This window comes from Georhizobium profundi, assembly GCF_003952725.1.
Lineage (GTDB): Bacteria > Pseudomonadota > Alphaproteobacteria > Rhizobiales > Rhizobiaceae > Georhizobium > Georhizobium profundi.
The window spans coordinates 1373643-1392703 of the sequence record NZ_CP032509.1; the positions used below are offsets into that span (position 1 = coordinate 1373643).

General features: G+C 62.2%; 17 protein-coding genes. 10 read left to right on the forward strand and 7 right to left on the reverse strand.

Features of this window, described 5'->3' with window-relative positions; genetic code table 11:
* Positions 1–330: 330 nt before the first annotated feature.
* From D5400_RS06395 to D5400_RS06435, 9 genes are all read left to right on the forward strand, one after another.
* Positions 331–1902: a benzoate-CoA ligase family protein gene (locus tag D5400_RS06395; protein ID WP_126008754.1), complete on the forward strand. Its 1572-nt coding sequence runs from the start codon at positions 331–333 to the stop codon at positions 1900–1902.
* 2 nt (positions 1903–1904) lie between these two features.
* Positions 1905–2723, forward strand: coding sequence for an alpha/beta fold hydrolase (locus tag D5400_RS06400; RefSeq protein WP_126012850.1), 819 nt, complete (start codon positions 1905–1907; stop codon positions 2721–2723).
* Complete coding sequence (locus tag D5400_RS06405) at positions 2720–4285, forward strand: 3,4-dehydroadipyl-CoA semialdehyde dehydrogenase (RefSeq protein ID WP_126008756.1); 1566 nt, start codon at positions 2720–2722, stop codon at positions 4283–4285. The genes D5400_RS06400 and D5400_RS06405 overlap by 4 nt, the downstream gene beginning before the upstream one ends.
* Positions 4263–4787 carry a DUF309 domain-containing protein gene (locus tag D5400_RS06410; RefSeq protein WP_126008758.1) on the forward strand — a complete coding sequence of 175 codons (525 nt, stop codon included), beginning with the start codon at positions 4263–4265 and terminating at the stop codon, positions 4785–4787. The genes D5400_RS06405 and D5400_RS06410 overlap by 23 nt, the downstream gene beginning before the upstream one ends.
* A 106-nt stretch (positions 4788–4893) precedes the next feature.
* Positions 4894–6555 (forward strand): 2,3-epoxybenzoyl-CoA dihydrolase, encoded by a 1662-nt coding sequence (gene boxC / locus D5400_RS06415; RefSeq protein WP_126008760.1) that lies wholly within the window; start codon positions 4894–4896, stop codon positions 6553–6555.
* 30 nt (positions 6556–6585) lie between these two features.
* Positions 6586–8037: a benzoyl-CoA 2,3-epoxidase subunit BoxB gene (boxB, locus tag D5400_RS06420; RefSeq protein WP_126008762.1), complete on the forward strand. Its 1452-nt coding sequence runs from the start codon at positions 6586–6588 to the stop codon at positions 8035–8037.
* Positions 8038–8115: 78 nt separating this feature from the next.
* Positions 8116–9321 carry a benzoyl-CoA 2,3-epoxidase subunit BoxA gene (gene boxA / locus D5400_RS06425; RefSeq protein ID WP_126008764.1) on the forward strand — a complete coding sequence of 402 codons (1206 nt, stop codon included), beginning with the start codon at positions 8116–8118 and terminating at the stop codon, positions 9319–9321.
* The gene (locus tag D5400_RS06430) at positions 9321–9761 is read left to right on the forward strand and encodes an acyl-CoA thioesterase (protein WP_126008766.1); all 441 of its coding nucleotides are present in this window, start codon (positions 9321–9323) and stop codon (positions 9759–9761) included. Before boxA ends, D5400_RS06430 begins: the two co-directional genes overlap by 1 nt.
* A gap of 189 nt (positions 9762–9950) precedes the next feature.
* Complete coding sequence (locus D5400_RS06435) at positions 9951–10784, forward strand: helix-turn-helix transcriptional regulator (protein ID WP_425364913.1); 834 nt, start codon at positions 9951–9953, stop codon at positions 10782–10784.
* Between the two features lie 3 nt (positions 10785–10787).
* Here the strand turns inward: D5400_RS06435 and D5400_RS06440 are convergent, their stop codons facing one another.
* Positions 10788–11600: an enoyl-CoA hydratase-related protein gene (locus D5400_RS06440; RefSeq protein ID WP_126008770.1), complete on the reverse strand. Its 813-nt coding sequence runs from the start codon at positions 11598–11600 to the stop codon at positions 10788–10790.
* Positions 11601–11684: 84 nt separating this feature from the next.
* Here D5400_RS06440 and D5400_RS06445 point away from each other — a divergent pair, with 84 nt between their 5' ends.
* Positions 11685–13754 (forward strand): FAD-dependent oxidoreductase, encoded by a 2070-nt coding sequence (locus tag D5400_RS06445; RefSeq protein ID WP_126008772.1) that lies wholly within the window; start codon positions 11685–11687, stop codon positions 13752–13754.
* A gap of 35 nt (positions 13755–13789) precedes the next feature.
* Here the strand turns inward: D5400_RS06445 and D5400_RS06450 are convergent, their stop codons facing one another.
* The 6 genes from D5400_RS06450 to D5400_RS06475 all read right to left on the reverse strand — a co-directional run bounded on the left by D5400_RS06450 (position 13790) and on the right by D5400_RS06475 (position 19020).
* Positions 13790–14062, reverse strand: a complete 273-nt coding sequence (locus D5400_RS06450; protein WP_245451453.1) for a type II toxin-antitoxin system RelE/ParE family toxin — start codon at positions 14060–14062, stop codon at positions 13790–13792.
* A 38-nt stretch (positions 14063–14100) separates the two neighbouring features.
* Positions 14101–14376 (reverse strand): CopG family ribbon-helix-helix protein, encoded by a 276-nt coding sequence (locus D5400_RS06455; RefSeq protein ID WP_126008776.1) that lies wholly within the window; start codon positions 14374–14376, stop codon positions 14101–14103.
* A gap of 54 nt (positions 14377–14430) precedes the next feature.
* Entirely contained in the window at positions 14431–15132 is a 702-nt protein-coding gene (locus tag D5400_RS06460; RefSeq protein WP_126008778.1) for a glutathione S-transferase family protein, read from the reverse strand.
* Positions 15133–15203: 71 nt separating this feature from the next.
* Positions 15204–16178 (reverse strand): gentisate 1,2-dioxygenase, encoded by a 975-nt coding sequence (gtdA, locus tag D5400_RS06465; RefSeq protein WP_126008780.1) that lies wholly within the window; start codon positions 16176–16178, stop codon positions 15204–15206.
* A gap of 77 nt (positions 16179–16255) precedes the next feature.
* Positions 16256–17881 (reverse strand): benzoate-CoA ligase family protein, encoded by a 1626-nt coding sequence (locus D5400_RS06470; protein WP_126008782.1) that lies wholly within the window; start codon positions 17879–17881, stop codon positions 16256–16258.
* Positions 17878–19020, reverse strand: a complete 1143-nt coding sequence (locus D5400_RS06475; RefSeq protein WP_245451454.1) for an FAD-dependent monooxygenase — start codon at positions 19018–19020, stop codon at positions 17878–17880. Before D5400_RS06475 ends, D5400_RS06470 begins: the two co-directional genes overlap by 4 nt.
* Between the last annotated feature and the right edge of the window lie 41 nt (positions 19021–19061).

Here is a 19061-nt window from a genome sequence, read left to right on the forward strand (position 1 = left end):
GTGTTCTCCTCCCGTTTTCTCCTCGACCGAGCTTTCCCGTTCGTGAACCGGAAAGCAAGCGGCCGTCTCCTCCACCCAAACTCTAATCAAGCAGCGAGCGGCATTCAAGCAATATAATGCACAAGCATCCAGATTTCGGCCTTGCATGTCCATCTATATGATAAATATGTATAAATTGACTTGGACAGGTTGTTTGACGTGTCGTGGGCCGGCAAAAGAATAGGCATTATCTTGCAACATGCGGTTTGCTAGGCCATAGTGCCGGTATCGGAAGCGGCGCGGGAGATCGCCGTTTCGGCCGCCAAAGCGGTGCCGATGTGCTTTGGAAAAATGGGAGGACTGGCGTTGCGTAGGGAGAACGCGAACGCTGCGGAATTCTTCGTGGATCGCCACGTGGAAACGCAAGCAGCCGACAAGAACGCCTTCGTCGAAGGTGTCGATCAGGGCAGGTCCCTGACCTATCGCCAACTTGCCGAGCAGGCCGGGCGCATGGCTTCGCTTTTCGAGCGCCACGGGCTCACTCGGGAAGACCGCGCCGCGATGATCGTGCTCGACACGATCGAGTTTCCGGTGATTTTCTGGGGCAGCCTGAAGGCGGGCATCGTGCCGGCCCCGTTGAACACGCTGCTCTCTGCCGATCTTTACGCCTTCATCCTGCGCGACAGCCGCGCCAAAGCGCTGTTCGTCTCCAAGGCGTTGCTGCCGGTGGTCGAGCCCGTGCTCAAGGACATGCCGTTCCTGAAGGCCGTCTTCGTGATCGGCGGTGATGGCAATGAAGGTTACCTCGATTTCGCAGCGGAACTGGATCTCAGCGCGTCGTCGCCGGACACGCTTGAGGTCTGCGGCGACGAAACGGCTTTCTGGCTCTATTCCTCAGGCTCGACGGGCGCGCCGAAAGGGGTTCGGCACGTTCATTCCAGCATGCGCGCGACCTACGAGACCTACGGCGTCCAGGTTCTTGGGATCCGGCCCGACGACGTCGTCTTCTCGGCGGCAAAACTGTTCTTCGCCTATGGTCTCGGCAACGGCATGACTTTCCCGATGGGCGCCGGGGCGACCGCGGTCCTCTATCCGGGCCGGCCCGTGCCTGCGGATCTCTTTGCCGTCACCGAGCGCGTGCAGCCGACGATCTTCTATGGTGTTCCGACGCTCTACGCCTCGATGGTGCAGGCGATGCGGGATGCACGTCCTGCCGGTTTCGAGCGCCTGCGCCAGTGCGTTTCCGCGGGCGAGGCGCTGCCCGAGGAAGTCGGAAAGCGCTGGCACGCGATTACCGGCGTCGACATTCTCGATGGTGTCGGGTCCACCGAGATGTTGCACATCTTTCTCTCCAACGCGCCTGGCTCGGTCGCCTACGGCACGTCCGGGTTCGCCGTGCCTGGTTACGAACTGCGTCTCGTGGATGAAGCAGGCGCCGATGTGCCGGTCGGCGGTGTCGGCGAGCTTCTGGTTAAGGGCCCCTCGGCTGCCGACGGTTACTGGAACCAGCGGGAGAAATCCCGCAGCACCTTCGAAGGCCATTGGACGCGGACAGGCGACAAATACGAACGGCGGGCCGACGGGCGCCTCGTTTACTGCGGCCGTACCGACGACATGTTCAAGGTCTCCGGCATCTGGGTCGCGCCGTTCGAGATCGAGCAGGCGCTGATCACGCACCCTGCCGTGCTCGAAGCCGCGGTCATTGCGCAGAAGGACGAAACGGGGCTCGACAAGCCCAAAGCCTTCGTTGTCGTGAAAGACAAGCCTGCGCCCGCCGATCTCCGTGACGTGTTGAAGGAGCATGTGAAGGAGAAGGTCGGGAAATGGAAATACCCGCGTTGGATCGAGATCGTCGACGAGTTGCCGAAGACCGCGACAGGCAAGATCCAGCGCTTCAAGCTGCGCCAGCAGGAGGTTGCATGACCATGCGCTGGGAGACGGGCAGCGAGCTTACGATTCAGGCTGGCGGCAAGAGGCTGGAGGCGCGGTGCTTCGGGCCTGCGCCCGGCGATAAGCCAACGATCGTCATGCTGCATGAGGGCCTCGGCTCGGTCAGCCTCTGGCGCGACTTTCCGGAGCAGCTTGCAGAGCGGACAGGCTGCGGCGTCTTCGTCTATTCGCGCGCCGGCTATGGCAAGTCCGAGGCCGCAGAGCTGCCGCGTCCGCTCGACTACATGACGCGAGAAGCGGTCGATGTGTTGCCGGAGGTGCTTGATGCTATCGGCTTCCAGGAAGGCGTGCTTCTCGGGCACAGTGACGGCGCCTCGATTGCGGCGATCTATGGCGGGAGCGTTCAGGACCACCGGGTTCGCGGTCTCATTCTGATCGCACCGCACTTCTTCACCGAAGCGGAAGGCTTGGCCGCTATTGCCGAGGCCAAAATTGCCTATGAAACCGGTGATCTTCGCGAGAAGCTCGCGCGGCATCACGCCCAAGTGGATGTGGCGTTCAATGGATGGAACGAGGCCTGGCTCGATCCTGCGTTCAAGGCATGGAACATCGCCGAGGTGATCGACTATTGGCGCATTCCCGTGCTCGCGATCCAGGGCCGAAACGACCAGTACGGGACGCTGGCGCAGATCGAAGAAATTGAGAACCGCATCTATTCGCCGGTCGACGTCGAAATCTTCGACGATTGTCGGCACGCGCCTTTCATCGACCAGAAGGACAGGACGCTCGACGTCATCTCCGACTTCGTCGCACGGCTCGACCGGATCGAGCACAGTAAAGTGGAAATCGCATGAAACTGGAAAGCTATGTCGGGGACCAATGGCGCGCCGGCGACGGTCACGCACGGGCGTTCATCAATCCGACCACCGGCGAAGCGCTCGGTGAAGTGGTCGATGGGGGCTTCGACATTGCGGAGGCACTGAATTTTGCGCGCGAGAAGGGCACGACCGCATTGTCCTCCATGAGCTTTGCCGAGCGCGGCAATCTCCTGCGCGGCATCGCGGATGTGCTGACGGCAAATCGCGAGAAATATGGCGAGATCGCTCGGCTGAACTCGGGCAACACGGCGGGTGATGCGGCGATCGACATTGATGGCGGCATCGCGACGCTCAAGGTGTATGCCCGCTACGGCAAGACGCTGGGTGACGCGCATGCGCTCATGGAACCGGGCCAGGATCAGCTGGCCAAGGAGCCGGTTTTCTTCGCGCGGCACGTCTGGACCACTCGACCGGGCGTCGCGCTGCAGATCAACGCCTTCAACTTCCCATCCTGGGGCCTGTGGGAGAAGGTATCGACTGCGTTGCTCTCTGGCGTCGCCAGCGTCGCCAAGCCTGCCTCAGCGACGGCGTGGCTTTCGCACGAAATGGTGCGCGACGTGATCGCCGCCGACATTTTGCCCGCCGGCGCGCTTTCGCTCGTTTGCGGTAGCGGCGCCGGTCTTGCCGATCACCTCGGTGCGATGGACAGTCTCGCCTTCACGGGGTCGGCCGATACGGGGCTGAAGCTGCGCTCGGGTGAGCGCCTGTTGGAAAGCGGTGCGCGGGTCACGATCGAGGCCGATAGCGTCAACGCGACGATCCTCGGGCCAGACGCCGCGCCGGGAACGGCCGTGTTCGATCTCGCGGTTCGGGAAGCGGTGAAAGCGCTGACCGTGAAAGCGGGGCAGCTTTGCACCAACATCCGGCGCATTCTCGTTCCGGTGCAGCATCGGGCGGACTTCGAGGAGGCCGTCGCGGCCAAGCTCGATCAGATCGTCGTCGGTAATCCTGCACTCGAAACGGTCCGGATGGGGCCGCTCGTCGATCTCAAGCAGCGCGATACGGCGCTTCGCGGCATCGGGGCGCTGAAATCCGAAGCGCGCGTCATTCGTGGCGGCGGCATCGGGCAGGCGGAAGGCGCGGACGCGCAAAAGGGTGCCTTTTTGCAGCCGACGCTTCTGCGATGTGACGATCCCGTTGGTGCGCGGTTGGTGCATGAGACCGAAGTGTTCGGGCCGTGTGCGACCGTCATGGCCTATGAGCGTGCTGACGACGCCGTTCGCCTTGCGGCGCGCGGTGGCGGTTCGCTCGCCGTCAGCCTCTTTTCCGATGACGTTGCAGTCCAGGCGCAGATGGTTGCTGGACTTGCGCCGTGGCACGGCCGGCTGCTGGTTGTCGATGAGACGGTCGGGAAGAACCACACGGGGCATTCGATCGTCATGCCGCAATGTGTGCATGGCGGTCCGGGTCGTGCCGGCGCCGGCGAGGAACTCGGCGGCCTTCGCGGGCTGCGCTTCCACATGCAGCGGTCCGCCATCCAGGGCTCGCCCGCTCTCTTCGAGGCGCTGCAAAGCGATGCGGTCGAAGCCGGTCTCTGAAACCGCGCGGGCGCAGGCGGCCTATCGTGCCGCATATGAGTGGCCGCTCCCACCGGAACCTTACCTGCCGGGACTGACGAAGCGGCCGGATAGCAGCGATGACGTGCATCGCGTGGCGGCTCTCGCGCCCGATCCGACCGACCCGAATGCGTGGCGCGAGAACGCCGCGTATCTGGCGGGGTTCAGGCTTTATAATGCAGGGTTCGGTTGGGAAGCGCATGAGGTTTGGGAGCCAGTCTGGATGCATGCGCCGCCCCACGGCGCGGAACGTTACCTGCTGCAAGGGCTGATCCAGCTTGCCAATGCCCGGCTGAAATTCGCGATGAAGCGCGATCGGGCGGGCGGCAGGCTGGTGGGGATTGCGGCCGGGCTGCTCGAACTCGCCGATTATGCGGCACGGGGAGAGGACGTGATGGGCGTCGATCTCCCGACGCTTCTCGGAGACACCCGTCTCGCGAGCGATATGCCTGGGCGAACACCAGAACTGCATTATAATGCATAAATTGATATTAAGATTTCACGATAGCGCAGTTTTATGCCCATGATGGGTGGACAGCGTGCATTAAAATGCACTAAACGTTATCAACGAACGACAAGGGAGGACAGTCGTGTCCAAGCGCATCGATTTTCAGGTCGACCCGGAGAGCTACCGCCATTGGCGTGTGGAGTATGAGGGCGACGTCGCGAAGCTCTACATGGACGTCGACGAGAAGGGCGGCCTCTTCGAAGGCTACGATCTCAAGCTCAATTCCTACGATCTTGGTGTCGACATCGAGCTTGCGGACATCGTGCAGCGTATGCGCTTCGAGCACCCCGAGGTGAAGGCGATCGTGCTTCAGTCTGGCAAGGATCGCGTGTTCTGCGCCGGTGCGAACATCCGCATGCTCGGCAGCGCCACCCATGCCCACAAGGTCAATTTCTGCAAGTTCACCAACGAAACGCGCAACACGTTCGAGGCTGCCGGCCGTGAGTCGGGCCAGCACTACATCTGCGCCGTGAAGGGCGCCTGTGCGGGTGGCGGCTATGAACTGGCGCTTGCCTGCGACCACATCATGCTCGTCGATGACGGTGCGTCCAACGTCGCGCTGCCGGAAGTGCCTTTGCTGGCCGTGCTTCCGGGCACGGGCGGCCTCACGCGCGTGACCGACAAGCGCAAGGTGCGCCGCGATCTGGCCGATGTGTTCTGCTCGATCGAGGAGGGCGTGAAGGGCAAGCGCGCCGTCGACTGGAACCTTGTCGACGAGATCGTCGCGAAGTCCAAGTTCGAAGAAACGATTTCGGAGCGCGCCAGCGAATTCGCCGGCAAGTCTAGGCGCGCTGCGGCCGAGAAGGGCGTCAAGCTGACGCCGCTCAACCGCACCTTCAACGACGATGGCGGCGTGACCTATTCCACCGTGGAGGTGGACCTCGATCGCACGAAGGGCATCGTCACCATCACCATCAATGGTCCTGATGGCCAAGCACCGAAGGATGCCGCAGACCTGCTCGCGCAGGGTGCCGATGCCTGGATCCTGCGGGCAGCGCGCGAGCTCGACGATGCGATCCTCCATCTGCGGCTGAACGAGCTGGAACTCGGCACCTGGGTCATCCGCAGCCAGGGCGATCCTGCCGCTGTGTTGGCGCATGAAAAGGTGCTGACGGACAACGCCGATCACTGGCTGGCCAACGAAATTCTTCTCTATTGGAAGCGCGTGCTGAAGCGTGTCGACGTCACCTCGCGCTCGCTCGTGGCGCTCGTGGAGCCGGGCTCATGCTTTGCCGGCGTGCTGGCCGAACTGCTCTTCGCCGTCGACCGTTCCTACATGGCCGAAGGCGATTTCGAGGGCGACAATCGCCACGTCGCGTCGATCACGCTGTCCGATGCGAATTTCGGACCGTTCCCCATGGCCAACGATCTGACGCGTCTTCAAACGCGGTTCCTCGGCGAGCCTTCGAAAGTCGATGAGGCCAAGGCGCGGATCAGTGAACCGCTCGAAGCGTTCGATGCCAACGAGCTTGGCCTCGTGACCTACTGCTTCGACGACATCGACTGGGAAGACGAAGTGCGCATCTTCCTCGAAGAGCGTGCGTCGTTCTCGCCGGATGCCATGACGGGCATGGAAGCCAATCTGCGCTTCCCCGGACCTGAGACCATGGAGACACGCATCTTCGGTCGGTTGACCGCCTGGCAGAACTGGATTTTCCAGCGGCCGAACGCCGTTGGCGAAAATGGGGCACTGCAACGCTACGGGACGGGGATCCGCGGCGATTACGACATGCGCCGCGTGTGACGGCGTCGGACATCATCGAGGAGAAGACGAATGCTTGATCTCATCAATGTCGCCTACGATACCCAGATCCCGAACAATGTGGGTCTGTCCTCCGACAAGCGCGTGCTGAAGGCGCTGGAAAAGTGGCACCCCGGCTATATCAGCTGGTGGAACGACCTCGGGCCGGACGGCTTCCAGGAAAGTCTCGTCTATCTGCGCACCGCGGTTTCGGTCGATCCCAAGGGCTGGGCGAAGTTCGACTACGTGAAGATGCCCGAATATCGCTGGGGCATTCTCTTGGCTCCGCAGGTGGAGGGTCGGACGATCCCGTGCGGCGAACATGCAGGCCAGCCGGCCTGGCAGGAAGTGCCCGGCGAATACCGCAACATGCTGAAGCGGCTGATCGTCATCCAAGGCGATACGGAGCCGGCGTCGGTCGAGCAGCAACGCCATCTCGGCAAGACCGCGCCGTCGCTCTACGACATGCGCAATCTCTTCCAGGTGAATGTCGAAGAGGGCCGTCACCTCTGGGCTATGGTCTATCTGCTGCAGAAATATTTCGGTGCCGATGGCCGCGAAGAGGCGGACGACCTGCTGCGCCGGACCTCCGGGTCGGAAGAAGCACCGCGCATGCTGGGCGCCTTCAACGAGGCGACGCCGGATTGGCTGTCCTTCTTCATGTTCACCTATTTCACCGACCGTGACGGCAAGATGCAGCTGGAGTCGCTGGCCCAATCGGGCTTCGACCCGCTGTCGCGCACCTGCCGTTTCATGCTGACGGAAGAAGCGCACCACATGTTCGTCGGCGAGACGGGCGTCGGCCGTGTCATCCAGCGTACCTGCGAGGCGATGAAGGAAGCCGGTATCGAGGATCCCTACGATATCGAGAAGGTTCGCGCGCTCGGCGTGATTGATCTGCCGACGATCCAGAAGAAGCTCAACCTGCACTATTCGCTGTCGCTCGATCTCTTCGGTTCGGAAGTGTCGACCAATGCGGCGAATGCGTTCAACGCGGGCATCAAAGGGCGCTACCAGGAAGCCAAGATCGACGACGACCACAAGCTTCACAACGACACCTATCCCGTCATCCAGCTTAAGGACGGCAAGATCGTGTGGGAGGAAGTCGCAGCACTTTCGGCCATCAACATGCGCCTTCGCGATGACTACGTCCGCGATGCATCCGGTGGCGTGAAGCGCTGGAATGCGACGATCGAAAAGACCGGCATCCAGTTAGAGATGAAGATGCCGCACCAGGGCTTCTACCGTCACATCGGCGTCTTCGCCGACGTCAATGTCGATCCGGACGGCACCATCATCTCCAAGGAAGAGTGGGATGCGAAGAAGGACGACTGGCTGCCGACCACGGCAGACGGCGATTTCATCCAGTCGCTCATGAAGCCCGTCTGGGAGCCAGGCAAATTCGCCGGCTGGATCGCGCCGCCACGCGTCGGCATCGACAACAAGCCGGGCGATTTCGAATACGTTAAGCTCCACATGGCTTGACGGCAGGCTCGCGAATTTCAGTGGCGAGCGCCAATCTCGCCACTGATCGCATTGGTGACCACGGGAGGCACCCGCCCCATGAACGCTCCGCTGAAACAGCACCTGATCGACCCGGAAATCTGCATCCGCTGCTATACCTGCGAGGAAGCCTGTCCGATCGATGCGATCACGCACAACGAAGACAATGTCGTCGTCGATGCTGCGAAGTGCGATTTCTGTATGGCGTGCATTTCGCCTTGCCCGACCGGGTCGATCGATGCCTGGCGGGTCGTCATGCAGCCCTATTCGCTCGAAGAGCAGATGAGCTGGATGGAGCTTCCCGAGCAGGAGGAGATTGCCAAGCCTGATGGGACGGGGCCTGCTGAGGGTGGTGACGTCGAGGCGCTCGAGGATTCCGTCGAGCGGTTGCTCGCCGAAGCCCATGCGGGTGCTGGCGGCAAGGCGCGCGCGCCCGCGACCGCATCGAAGCCCTCGATCAATCTCTACAATCTCAAGAAGCCTGCTGTCGGTATCGTGCAGGGCAATTACCGGCTGACGAGCGAAAGCGCCGACAGCGACGTGCGCCACATCATCATCGATCTCGGCAATCAGCACTTCCCGGTTCTTGAAGGCCAGAGCGTCGGCATTCAACCACCCGGCACGGATGCCAGCGGCAATGCCTATCTGCCGCGGCTTTACTCGATCTCCAGCCCACGCGATGGCGAGCGTCCGAACACCAACAACATTTCGCTGACCGTCAAGCGCGAGGAGCAGGGGGTCTGCTCCAACTATGTCTGCGATCTGCAGAAGGGCGACGAGGTTCGGCTGACCGGGCCGTTCGGCGCGACGTTCCTGATGCCGAACGATCCCCAGGCGCAGATCGTCATGATCTGCACGGGCACCGGCTCGGCACCTTTTCGCGCATTCACCATGCGCCGGCAGCGGCTGACGGCCGATGGGGGAGAGCGCATGCGGCTCTTCTTCGGCGCCCGCACGTCCGATGCGCTGCCTTACTTCGGGCCGCTCAAGAAGGTGCCTGACACCATCCTCGAAAAGCACCTCGTCTTCTCGCGGGCCGAGGCGGTGGAGAAGGAATATGTGCAGGACCGTATGCTGAAGCAGCGCGCGGATTTGGCCGGGCTGCTCTCAGCACCGCACACGCATATCTATGTGTGCGGGCTGAAAGCCATGGAGCACGGCGTCGAGGCCGCGTTCGAACAGATTGCCAAGGATATCGGGACCGACTGGGTGAGCCTGCGCGATCAGATGCGCGAGAGCGGCCGTTACCATGTCGAGACCTATTGATGGCTGAAGCTGGCGAGCCTTCGGACCTCTTCGTTCACGCCATCACGGTTCAATGGGCAGACTGCGATCCCGCGCGCATCGCCTATACCGGCCAGATCCCGAAATTTGCTCTATCGGCCATCGATGCATGGTGGGCCGAGCGCGTGGGCATCGACTGGTTTGCGCTCAATGTCGATCACCGGATGGGGACCCCCTTCGTGCATCTCGACATGGACTTCCGCTCGCCGATCACGCCGCGGCATCCGTTGTTTTGCACCGTGATGCTTAGCAAGCTCGGGACAACGTCGCTGACGTTCAGGGTGGTAGGCCGGCAAGATGGCACTGTCCGCTTTGAAGGCAATTTCGTGTGCGTTGCCGTATCCGCGGATGATTTCAGGCCGGGATATCCTTCGGCGGAAATTCGCACCCGGCTGGAGAGCCTTTTGAGCGAGCGGCTTTGATCGATTGCGTTGCTGTGGACCGGCAAAAAGTAGGGCTGTTCAATCAGTAAGATGAAATATAATGCATAAAGCGTTGGCCCTTCTGGCCCGCTGCATTATGGTTCGGCTATGGATGAGATCGTCACATTTGGCGGCAGAGTGACGCTTGGTCAAGACCGCCAGGCGGACGATACCGAGCGTTTTCTCGAAATGGTGGGCGATCGGGTGCGCGCGGCGCGCAACCGCCGCAGCATTTCGCGCAAAACGTTGTCTGAAATTTCAGGCGTCTCGCAACGGTATCTCGCCCAGCTGGAGAGCGGCACGGGCAACATCTCTATCCTGCTTCTGCGACGTGTGGCGGAAGCGCTCGATCATAAGATCGAATGGCTGGTGGGCGAGGAAGATCCCTATACGTCCGATGCCGTTGCCATGATGTCGCTCTATCGCCAGGCGACCGGTGAGCAGCGCATGCGCGTTCTCGAAATCCTCGACCCCGACAATCCGCATCTGCGGCGCTCGCGGCGACTGGCCTTCATCGGCCTGCGCGGTGCGGGCAAGTCCACTATCGGGCGTCTCGCCGCAGACCGGCTCAAGCTTCCGTTTCTCGAACTCAACGAAGAGATCGAGCAGGCGAGCGGCATGCCGGTCAACGAAGTGATCGCGCTTTATGGCCAGGAAGGCTATCGGCGGCTGGAGAAGCAATCGGTCGAGCGGATTGCTGCGACCTATGACTCGATTGTGCTGGCGGTTGCGGGCGGCATCGTCTCGGAGCCCGAGACGTTCAACTATCTTCTGCGCCACTATCACACGATCTGGCTGAAGGCGCGGCCGGAGGAGCATATGGGCCGGGTGCGCGCACAGGGCGATGAGCGCCCCATGGCCGGCAACCCGGCGGCGATGGACGAACTGCGCAACATCCTGATGAGCCGGGAAGCGCTCTACGCCCGTGCCGAAGCGCAAATCGACACGAGCGGGCGCGGTCTCCCAGAAACGCTGGATGCCGTGCTCGACCTCATCGAAAAGCGCGGCTTCCTCCGCGCCTGACGATCAGCGGCCCTTGAACGTTGCCGGACGCTTCTCCAGGAACGACAGCACGCCCTCGCGGTAATCTTCCGAGCGGCCAGCGACGCCCTGAAGACGCGCCTCGTCAGCCAGGTACTCATCGAACGACATTGTATCGGCTGCAGCGACGGCTTTCTTGATCAGCCCGTAGCCGAGCGTCGGGCCTTCGACGAGGCGGCGGGCAAGGGCGCTCGCCTCGGCTTGGAGTTCGTCTTCCGGCATGCTTTTCCAGATCAGGCCGGCGGCGGCGGCTTCGCTGCCTGACAGGCTGCCTGCCGTCAGCAGAAGTGCGCGTGCTCTTGCTGCGCCGAGCGCATGGACGAGCGTGTGTCCGGCCCCCGCGTCGACCGAGAGACCGACCTTCGCGAACGACCAGATGAACTTGGCATCATCGGCAGCCAGCACGATGTCGCCGGCGATGGCGATCGATGCGCCGGCACCTGCAGCCGCGCCATGAACGGCGATCACGACGGGCTTCTCGATCGTGCGGATCAGCGTGACGATCGGATGGAAGAGCTGTTTCTGGATCGCTTCGAGATCGAACGGCTCGGTGAATTTCCGCGGGTCGCGTGCCGAGAGGTCCTGGCCCGTGCAGAAGGCACGGCCGGCGGCCCGAATGAGCACCGCGCGGATGGCCCGATCGGCGGCGGCACGTTCGAGCGCTGCGCGGAACTGTAGGAGCATCGCTTCGGTCAGCGCATTCATGCGCTCCGGCCGGTTCAGGGTGATGGTCATCACGCCGGCTTTGATGGTCTCTTCGATCAGGCGATCGGCCTGATCGTCATTCTCTTTTGACATTCGTCGGGAATCCACGCAGTTGGCAGTTTGAATATCGTCACGATGCACTATACCGCATCTCGCAACAAGGCTCGGAGGAACATCATGGCCGTCACAGTCGCGCGCGAAGGATCCATCGCTATCGTCCGGCTCGACAACCCGCCGGTGAATGCGATCGGGCTTTCGGTGCGCCAGGGGCTGATGCGGGCGCTGGAGGAACTGGCCGATGCTGCCGATCTCAGGGCAGTGGTGCTGACCGGATCGGACACGATCTTCGCCGCCGGCGCCGATGCACGCGAGTTCGACGCGGACCCGGTGGCGCCGCATCTTCCCGATATTCTGGACGCCATCGAGAATGCGCCCCAGCCCTGGATCGCCGCGCTGACGGGCGCGGCGCTCGGCGGTGGCTGCGAACTGGCCCTTGCCTGCCGCAAGCGGATCGCCGGCCCGAAGAGCACGATCGGCCTGCCGGAAGTGACGCTCGGCGTGGTGCCGGGTGCCGGTGGCACACAGCGGCTGCCGCGCCTGGTGAGTCTCGCACCCGCACTCGACATCATCGCGAATGGTCGGACGTTGAAGGCCAACGAAGCGCTCGACGTGGGGCTGATCGACGAAATCGCGGAGGATCCGCTCGTTCGGGCACGGCAGATTGCCGAGAGCGAGGACCTGTCGGCGATCTTGCCTTTGTCGCAGCGACCGCAGGTGGCTGACGATCAGGCGGCTGTTGATGCGGCTAAAGAACGGGCAGCCAAGCGCATGCGCGGACAGGACGCGCCGCAGCGCGCGATCGAACTTGTCGCGCTTTCGAGCTCGATGCCGTTCGCGCAAGCCATGCTGGAAGAGCGGCAGACCTTCCTGACGCTGCGGCAGGGTGCGCAGGCCAAGGCGCTGCGGCATGTGTTTTTCGCCGAGCGCGGGGCAAAGAAGCCGGCGTGGGTGGAGGCGCAGCCGGTGGACGTGAAGACGGTCGTCGTCATCGGCGGCGGGACGATGGGCGCCAGCATCGCTTATGCGCTCGACAGTGCGGGACATGGCGTTGCGTTGGTTGAAACCGACGCGGATGCCAAGGAGCGCGCCAGCCACAATGTCGGCCGGTTGTTCAAGGACGCGGTGAAGCGCGGCCTGATGAGCGAGGCAGACGCCGCCAAGCGGCAGGAGCGCATCCAGTTGCTCGTTGGTTACGACGGTCTGCCCGAGGCGGAACTGGTGATCGAGGCTGCTTTCGAGAGCATCGAGGTGAAGCGGGAGATCTTCTCCACGCTGGACCGCGTCATGCCGGCCCACGCGGTGCTTGCGACCAACACGTCCTATCTCGATGTCAACGAGATCGCCGCGTCGACATCGCGGCCGGAACGTGTTCTCGGCCTGCATTTCTTCTCGCCGGCTCATATCATGAAGTTGCTGGAGATCGTTCGCGCCGACCGGACGTCACAGGAGGCGCTGGCAACGGGCTTTGCCGTTGGTGCCAAGCTGCGCAAGATCCCGGTGCTTGCCGGCGTCTGCGATGGCTTCATCGGCAACCGCATTCTGTTCCGCTATCGAGAGGAAGCGGACATCCTCATGATGGACGGTTCCCTGCCATGGCTCATCGACGAGGCCATGGTGGACTTCGGCATGGCGATGGGTCCCTATGAGGTGCAGGATCTTTCGGGCCTCGACATTTCCTACGCCCAGCGCAAGCGTCGTGCACCAACGCGTGACCCCAATCGGCGCTATATTCCGATCGCCGATCGCATGGTGGAAGAAGGCCGGCTCGGGAAGAAGGTCGGCGTCGGCTGGTACCGCTATCCCGGCGGCGGCGGCTCCGTTGTCGATCCGCTGCTCGAGGATTTGATTACGGAAGAGGCCCATTTCGCCAAGGTTACGCGCCGCGACGTTTCGACCGCGGAAATCCGTGAACGGCTGATGCTCGCCATGATCAACGAAGCCGCCGACATCCTGCATCAAGGCATCGCGGAAAAAGCGGCCGACATCGACCTCGTAATGATCCACGGCTACGGCTTCCCGCGCTGGCGCGGCGGCCCTCTCCACTACGCCGACACGCTGGGCGCAGCCGCCATCCTCGCCCGCATCGAAGAGTTCGAAAAGCAGGGCCCGATCATGTGGAAGCCGAGCCCGCTCATTCGCGAACTGGCGGAAACGGGCGGGCGGTTTGCTGATGTGAAGCGTGGGTGAGGGGCCAACGAAGACCAGAAGTTTCGGGCTAATCCCTATTGCCGATCAAGATCGTCGGTCTGCACGTCATCGGGTGCCAGTGCGTCTCCCTGCCGTGCAAATCTGATCGCAAGAATTTCTACAGTGTCCCGTCGGACTCGCGCCGTCAGGATGAAGGGGCTGGCATGGATTTTTCGGGTTTCCGGGAGCAGGCCGCGTTCCGTCATTTTGGGAAACGAGCCAAGCAACGATTTTTTTCGTTCGAGACGCTCGATAATCTTGAGAGCGGTGTTCGGACTATCCTCGGCAATTTTCGCCAGCGCTTTCAATAGAAATCGCTCGGCGCGGGGAGATAGGCGTACCCGCATCATCCCGTGCGACGAATGTTCCCGGTCGCCGTCTCTGTCACTATCTCTCGAGCCCTACGCATTACTTCGTCGAGATCGGAACCTAGGCCTTGATCCAGTTCGACCATCCCTTCCGCTTCATCTAGGATATCCGCGCCTTCTTCTTCGAGGTAGCGTTTCAATGCGCGGACCATCAGCCAGCTTCGGTCTCGATCCAGATGGCCAGACAACGCATCAAAACGCTCAACGATATTGCTGGGTAGGCGAAGAGAAATCTGAACCTTGTCTTCGGGCATCGACTGCTCCTGTCTTACAGTGAGATACATCATATCACGCCGACGTCTGGCGTCCTAACTGATATCCAGCAAGTGGCGCGCGCTTTGGTTATAGAGCGTGGTGTTGTTGCCCGAATTGTGCTCGCCCTTGTTCTGGCGGTCCTTCATAAGCGCGATGGCGCGTTGAACGGCCGGACGGGCCTTGATCGTTTCGCGCCAGCGCTTCACTTCGGGGAATGGCTCGAGCGAGACATCGAGGTTCTTGGCGATGAACGCCCAGGGAAAAGCCAGCATGTCGGCGATCGAATAGCTGCCGACGATGAATTCGTCCTGCCGCAGGCGTCGTTCGAGGACTGCGAGAGAGCGTTCATATTCGCCGCGATAGCGCTTCAGGGCGTAATCCTGTCCGCCGGTCGGCCCGAACATGCGGAAATGCGCCAGCTGGCCGGCCATCGGGCCCTGATTGCCGGTTTGCCAGAAGAGCCATTCCATCGTCTCTTTCCGGGCGATCGGATCATGCGACATGAAGCGCCCGGTCTTTTCGGCGAGGTACCAGAGGATGGCGCCGGATTCGAAGACCGGGATGGCTCCACCGTTTCCGCCACGGTCGACGATCGCAGGCATCTTGGCGTTGGGACTGATCGCCAGAAATCCAGGCGTCAGCTGGGCGCCGTGGAAAATGTCGAGAAAGCGGGCCTGGTAGGGCAGGCCGCATTCCTCCAGCATGATTGCCACTTTCCACCCATTGGGCGTCGGGGCGTAATAGAGATCGATCATCCCGTCTCTCCCTGATCGCAAATGCGAAGCCTTGTCGCCTTCGTCTTCTTATCAGGTTCGAGTTGCGCGCGTCAGGCGTTGCCGCGGGCTTCGCGCCAGAGGCCGAGCTTTTCCTGCACCGCTCGATCGGAATAGGAGAACAGAACCGTTTCCTCCGCCGGTTCATGGACGATCGTCTTCCAGGATGGGGCGACGAAAATGTCCTGCGGTCCCCATTCGATGACGGCATCGCCGATCCGGCTTTTGCCGCGGCCTTCGACGCAGACGAAGATCGTGGCATCGGTGGAGCGATAGGGGGTCGTGGCACCTGCAGCGAGAAGCTGGATGAAGGTCGCGATCGTTGGCATCGCGAAGCCGCCATCGAGCGGGTTCGTGTAGCGGAGCTTGTAGCCGTGGCAGGGGTCCGGATCGCCACCATTCTTCATGGCCTCGAGCGTCGCGCGGCTCTTTTCGTACGGGTAGTTGAAGATCGGCGAGACGTGGCCACCGCGCGGCGCGTCGACCGGCATGAGATTGTTGCCGAATTCGTTGTAGGACTGACCCGTCTGTCGCGTGATCTGCTGCGCATCCTCGCCAAGACCTTCGGCAAAGGATGCGTCGAGGAATGACACCAGCGGAATATCGAGGCCGTCCAGCCAGAACATCGGCTCCTCGGTCTCGTTGCCGTGGTCGTGCCAGGCCATCTGCGGCGTGATGACGAAATCGCCGTACTGCATCACGGTCTTTTCTCCGTTGACCGCGGTATGGGCACCGGAGCCTTCGAGAACGAAGCGCAGAGCCGATTGCGTGTGGCGATGCGCCGGCGCCACTTCGCCTGGAAGCACCAGCTGCACGCCGGCATAAAGCGAGGTCGTGACCTTGGACTCACCGCGCAAGCCGGGATTCTCCAAGATAAGTACCCGGCGCTCGGCCTCCTTGGCGGTGATCAGACCGCCGGCTTCCATCATGGCCGTGCGGATTTCGGAAAACTTCCAGCCCACGGCCTGGCATTTGGAGACCGGTTCGGGCGTGACCAGCGCGCCGAGAACCGTCCAGAGCGGCGTCATGTTCTGCTTGTCGATTTTCTCGTAGAAGGCGCGGCGCTCGGGGTATCCTGCGGCTTGGGGTGCATTGCTGTTCTCCTCTAGAGGCGGGCGAGCGCCTGGCGGTCGAGCTTGCCGGTTCCGGTCTTCGGCAGTTCCGGCAGGTAGGTGACGATGCGTGGATATTTATAGGGCAGCAGGCGCTGCTTCACATGGTCCTGTAGAAGCTTCGTCGTTGCGGCGTCGGGTGTGAACCCATCGCGCAACCGGACGAATGCCTTCAGGGTCATGCGCCGATCGTCCATCTGATGTGCGAGCACGGCGCATTCGTGGATATGAGGGTGTTCGGCGAGGCACCGCTCCACTTCGAGCGGCCATACCCATTGGCCGGACACCTTGATCAGATCGTCGGCCCGACCCTGGAAGAAGTAGAAGCCGTCCTTTTCGATGAAGCGGTCGCCGGTGTAGAGCCAGTCGCCGCGCATGGTCTCGGCGGTCTTGTCTGGCCGGTTCCAGTAGCAGGGGGCCGTCGAATGGCCGCGGACCCACATGACCCCTTCTTCGCCAGGTGCGACTTCGCGATCGTCCTTGTCCTTCAGCAGGATTTCGTAGCCGGGAACGCGCTTTCCGGCCGACCCGATGCGCTTCTTCTCGGGAAGATTTGACAGGTAGATGTGCAGCACTTCGGTCGAGCCGAGGCCTTCCATGACATCGAGCCCGGTGAGGCCTTTCCAGGCGTTGAAAATGTCTTCCGACAATGTCTCGGCGGCAGAGACGGACAGGCGGATCGAACCGAGGTCGCGGTGATCAACGTCATCGGCGCGGCAAAGCGCGGTGTAGAGCGTCGGCAGGCCGAAGAAGATCGTGGGGCGGTAGTCCTCGATCGTAGCCAGGATCCTGTCCGGCTCGGGCCGGCCCGGCATGAGAAGGCTGGTCGCGCCGGCTGCGAACGGAAATGTGATGCCATTGCCGAAGCCATAGGCGAAGAAGAGCTTCGGTACGGAAAAGCAGATGTCGCCGGGCGTGACGTCCAGGAAATGCCGGGCGTAGCTCTGCACCGTGTACGCCATGTCGTGCTGGAGATGGACGATGCCCTTCGGGCGCCCGGTCGAGCCGGACGAATACATCCAGAAGCACATATCGTCCGGGCCGGTGTCGGCTACGGCAAGGGTGTCGCTCTGGCCACTCACGAACTCGCTCGCATGGACGAAGCGCTCGTCGGGCGTCGCACCTTCGCCATTGGCGATCACGATGTAATCCAGCGCGATGCCGGCCAGTGCCTCGTCGGAGAACTTGTCGACGAGATCCGCTTCGCACAGCGCGATCCGGGCGTCGGTATCAGAGAGAAAGAAATTGAGGAGGTCGGGCGTCGTCAGCGTGTTGAGCAGCACCGGAACGAAACCGGCCCGCACGGCACCGAAGAAGGCGGCCACGAACACGGGTGTATCGTCGAGGAAGAACGGTATCCGGTCGCCGCGCTTAAGCCCTGCCGCGACGAAGGCATTGCCCCATCGCGAAGCCGAAGCGCAAAGCTGGGTATAGGTCAGCGTACCCGCTGGACCGGTTGCGGCGATGGCGTCGGGATTGCGATCGAGGTTGTCGAAGAGGATCGCCGATGCGTTCGGATGATCTTCCTTGATGAAGCCGATTTCCCGGCCGCCGGATGTGTCCCCAACGGGATCGGTGATGGGAGAGATCGTGGCTGCGCGGATGGCTGTCGCACTCATGCCGTGCTCCTCAGTTTCGAAGCTTCGTATTTGGCCATGAAATTCGGCGCGAGCAGGCGCAGCCTCGCCATGTCGATGCGGCCGGATCTGGTGATGTAGTCGAAGCCGAAATCCAGCGGGTCCAAGGCGATTTTCTCGGCGAACCGGTCGTACCATTCGGCCGACGTGTTTGCCGCGGTGACGATCTTCTTGGCAATGGGCAACCGCTCCTGCTGGTAGGCTGCAAGCGCGTCTTCGAGCTTCTCGTGGGCGTCGAGCGCGCGGGCGAGCGCGATGGCATCTTCCATGGCAAGCCGGGTGCCGGAGCCGATGGAGAAATGCGCCGTGTGCGCCGAATCGCCCAATATGGCGCGGTTGCCGCTGACCCAGCGCTCGCACCAGAGCTTGGGGAAGCGCCGCCAGACCGAACGGTTGGTGATGAGGCGCGCTCCGCCAAGCGTGGTGGCAAAGATTTCCTCGCAGATCCGCGCAGAGGCTTCCTCGTTCAGCCTGTCGAAATCATAGGCCGCGAAAGTTGCCGCATCGCATTCGACGATGAAGGTCGAGCGGTCGGGCGTGTAGCGATAGTGGTGCGCGTTGAACGTGCCGCGCTCGGTTTCGATGAATGTCTGGGTCAGGGTGTCGAATGGCCGGTCGGTACCGAACCAGGCAAAGCGATTGTCAAAATGGTCGAGCGTCGTGCCGAACGCATCCTCGTCGGCTCGGCGGACGAGAGAATTCAAGCCGTCGGCGCCGACGACAAGATCGGCTTCCAGGGCATCGAGATCGGAGACGGGCTGTCCGAAAAGCAGTTCCACGCCTTCGGCGCGCGCGCGCTCCTGCAGCAATTGTAGGAGATGGAGCCTGCCGATCGCGGCGAATCCGATGCCGTCGATAACGACGCGCTCGCCCTTCAGCACCAGCGTCATGTTGCGCCAGCGCTCCATATGCGGCGTGATCAGGTCGTGGGTCTCCGGGTCGTCCGCCTTCAGAAAATCGAGCGCCTGATCGGAAAAGACCACGCCGAAGCCAAAGGTTGCATCCGACGCGTTCTGCTCGCGAACGACAATGCGCGCGCCCGGCATCTTTCGTTTCAGCAGGATACCCGCATAAAGACCGGCCGGGCCGGCACCGATGATGTCGATTGTGGAAAGCTGCAACTCGCTCCGCCTCCTCTCCTGCGATACGAGCCTTAGATATT

What these genes read in the sequence shown, in the direction of transcription:
- D5400_RS06395 (WP_126008754.1), top strand. Translation starts at nt 331, where the DNA reads ATGGGAGGACTGGCGTTGCGTAGGGAGAACGCGAACGCTGCGGAATTC.
- D5400_RS06400 (WP_126012850.1), top strand. Translation starts at nt 1,905, where the DNA reads ATGCGCTGGGAGACGGGCAGCGAGCTTACGATTCAGGCTGGCGGCAAG.
- D5400_RS06405 (WP_126008756.1), top strand. Translation starts at nt 2,720, where the DNA reads ATGAAACTGGAAAGCTATGTCGGGGACCAATGGCGCGCCGGCGACGGT.
- D5400_RS06410 (WP_126008758.1), top strand. Translation starts at nt 4,263, where the DNA reads ATGCGGTCGAAGCCGGTCTCTGAAACCGCGCGGGCGCAGGCGGCCTAT.
- boxB (WP_126008762.1), top strand. Translation starts at nt 6,586, where the DNA reads ATGCTTGATCTCATCAATGTCGCCTACGATACCCAGATCCCGAACAAT.
- boxA (WP_126008764.1), top strand. Translation starts at nt 8,116, where the DNA reads ATGAACGCTCCGCTGAAACAGCACCTGATCGACCCGGAAATCTGCATC.
- D5400_RS06430 (WP_126008766.1), top strand. Translation starts at nt 9,321, where the DNA reads ATGGCTGAAGCTGGCGAGCCTTCGGACCTCTTCGTTCACGCCATCACG.
- D5400_RS06435 (WP_425364913.1), top strand. Translation starts at nt 9,951, where the DNA reads ATGGTGGGCGATCGGGTGCGCGCGGCGCGCAACCGCCGCAGCATTTCG.
- D5400_RS06440 (WP_126008770.1), bottom strand. Translation starts at nt 11,600, where the DNA reads ATGTCAAAAGAGAATGACGATCAGGCCGATCGCCTGATCGAAGAGACC.
- D5400_RS06445 (WP_126008772.1), top strand. Translation starts at nt 11,685, where the DNA reads ATGGCCGTCACAGTCGCGCGCGAAGGATCCATCGCTATCGTCCGGCTC.
- D5400_RS06455 (WP_126008776.1), bottom strand. Translation starts at nt 14,376, where the DNA reads ATGCCCGAAGACAAGGTTCAGATTTCTCTTCGCCTACCCAGCAATATC.
- D5400_RS06460 (WP_126008778.1), bottom strand. Translation starts at nt 15,132, where the DNA reads ATGATCGATCTCTATTACGCCCCGACGCCCAATGGGTGGAAAGTGGCA.
- gtdA (WP_126008780.1), bottom strand. Translation starts at nt 16,178, where the DNA reads ATGACGCCGCTCTGGACGGTTCTCGGCGCGCTGGTCACGCCCGAACCG.
- D5400_RS06470 (WP_126008782.1), bottom strand. Translation starts at nt 17,881, where the DNA reads ATGAGTGCGACAGCCATCCGCGCAGCCACGATCTCTCCCATCACCGAT.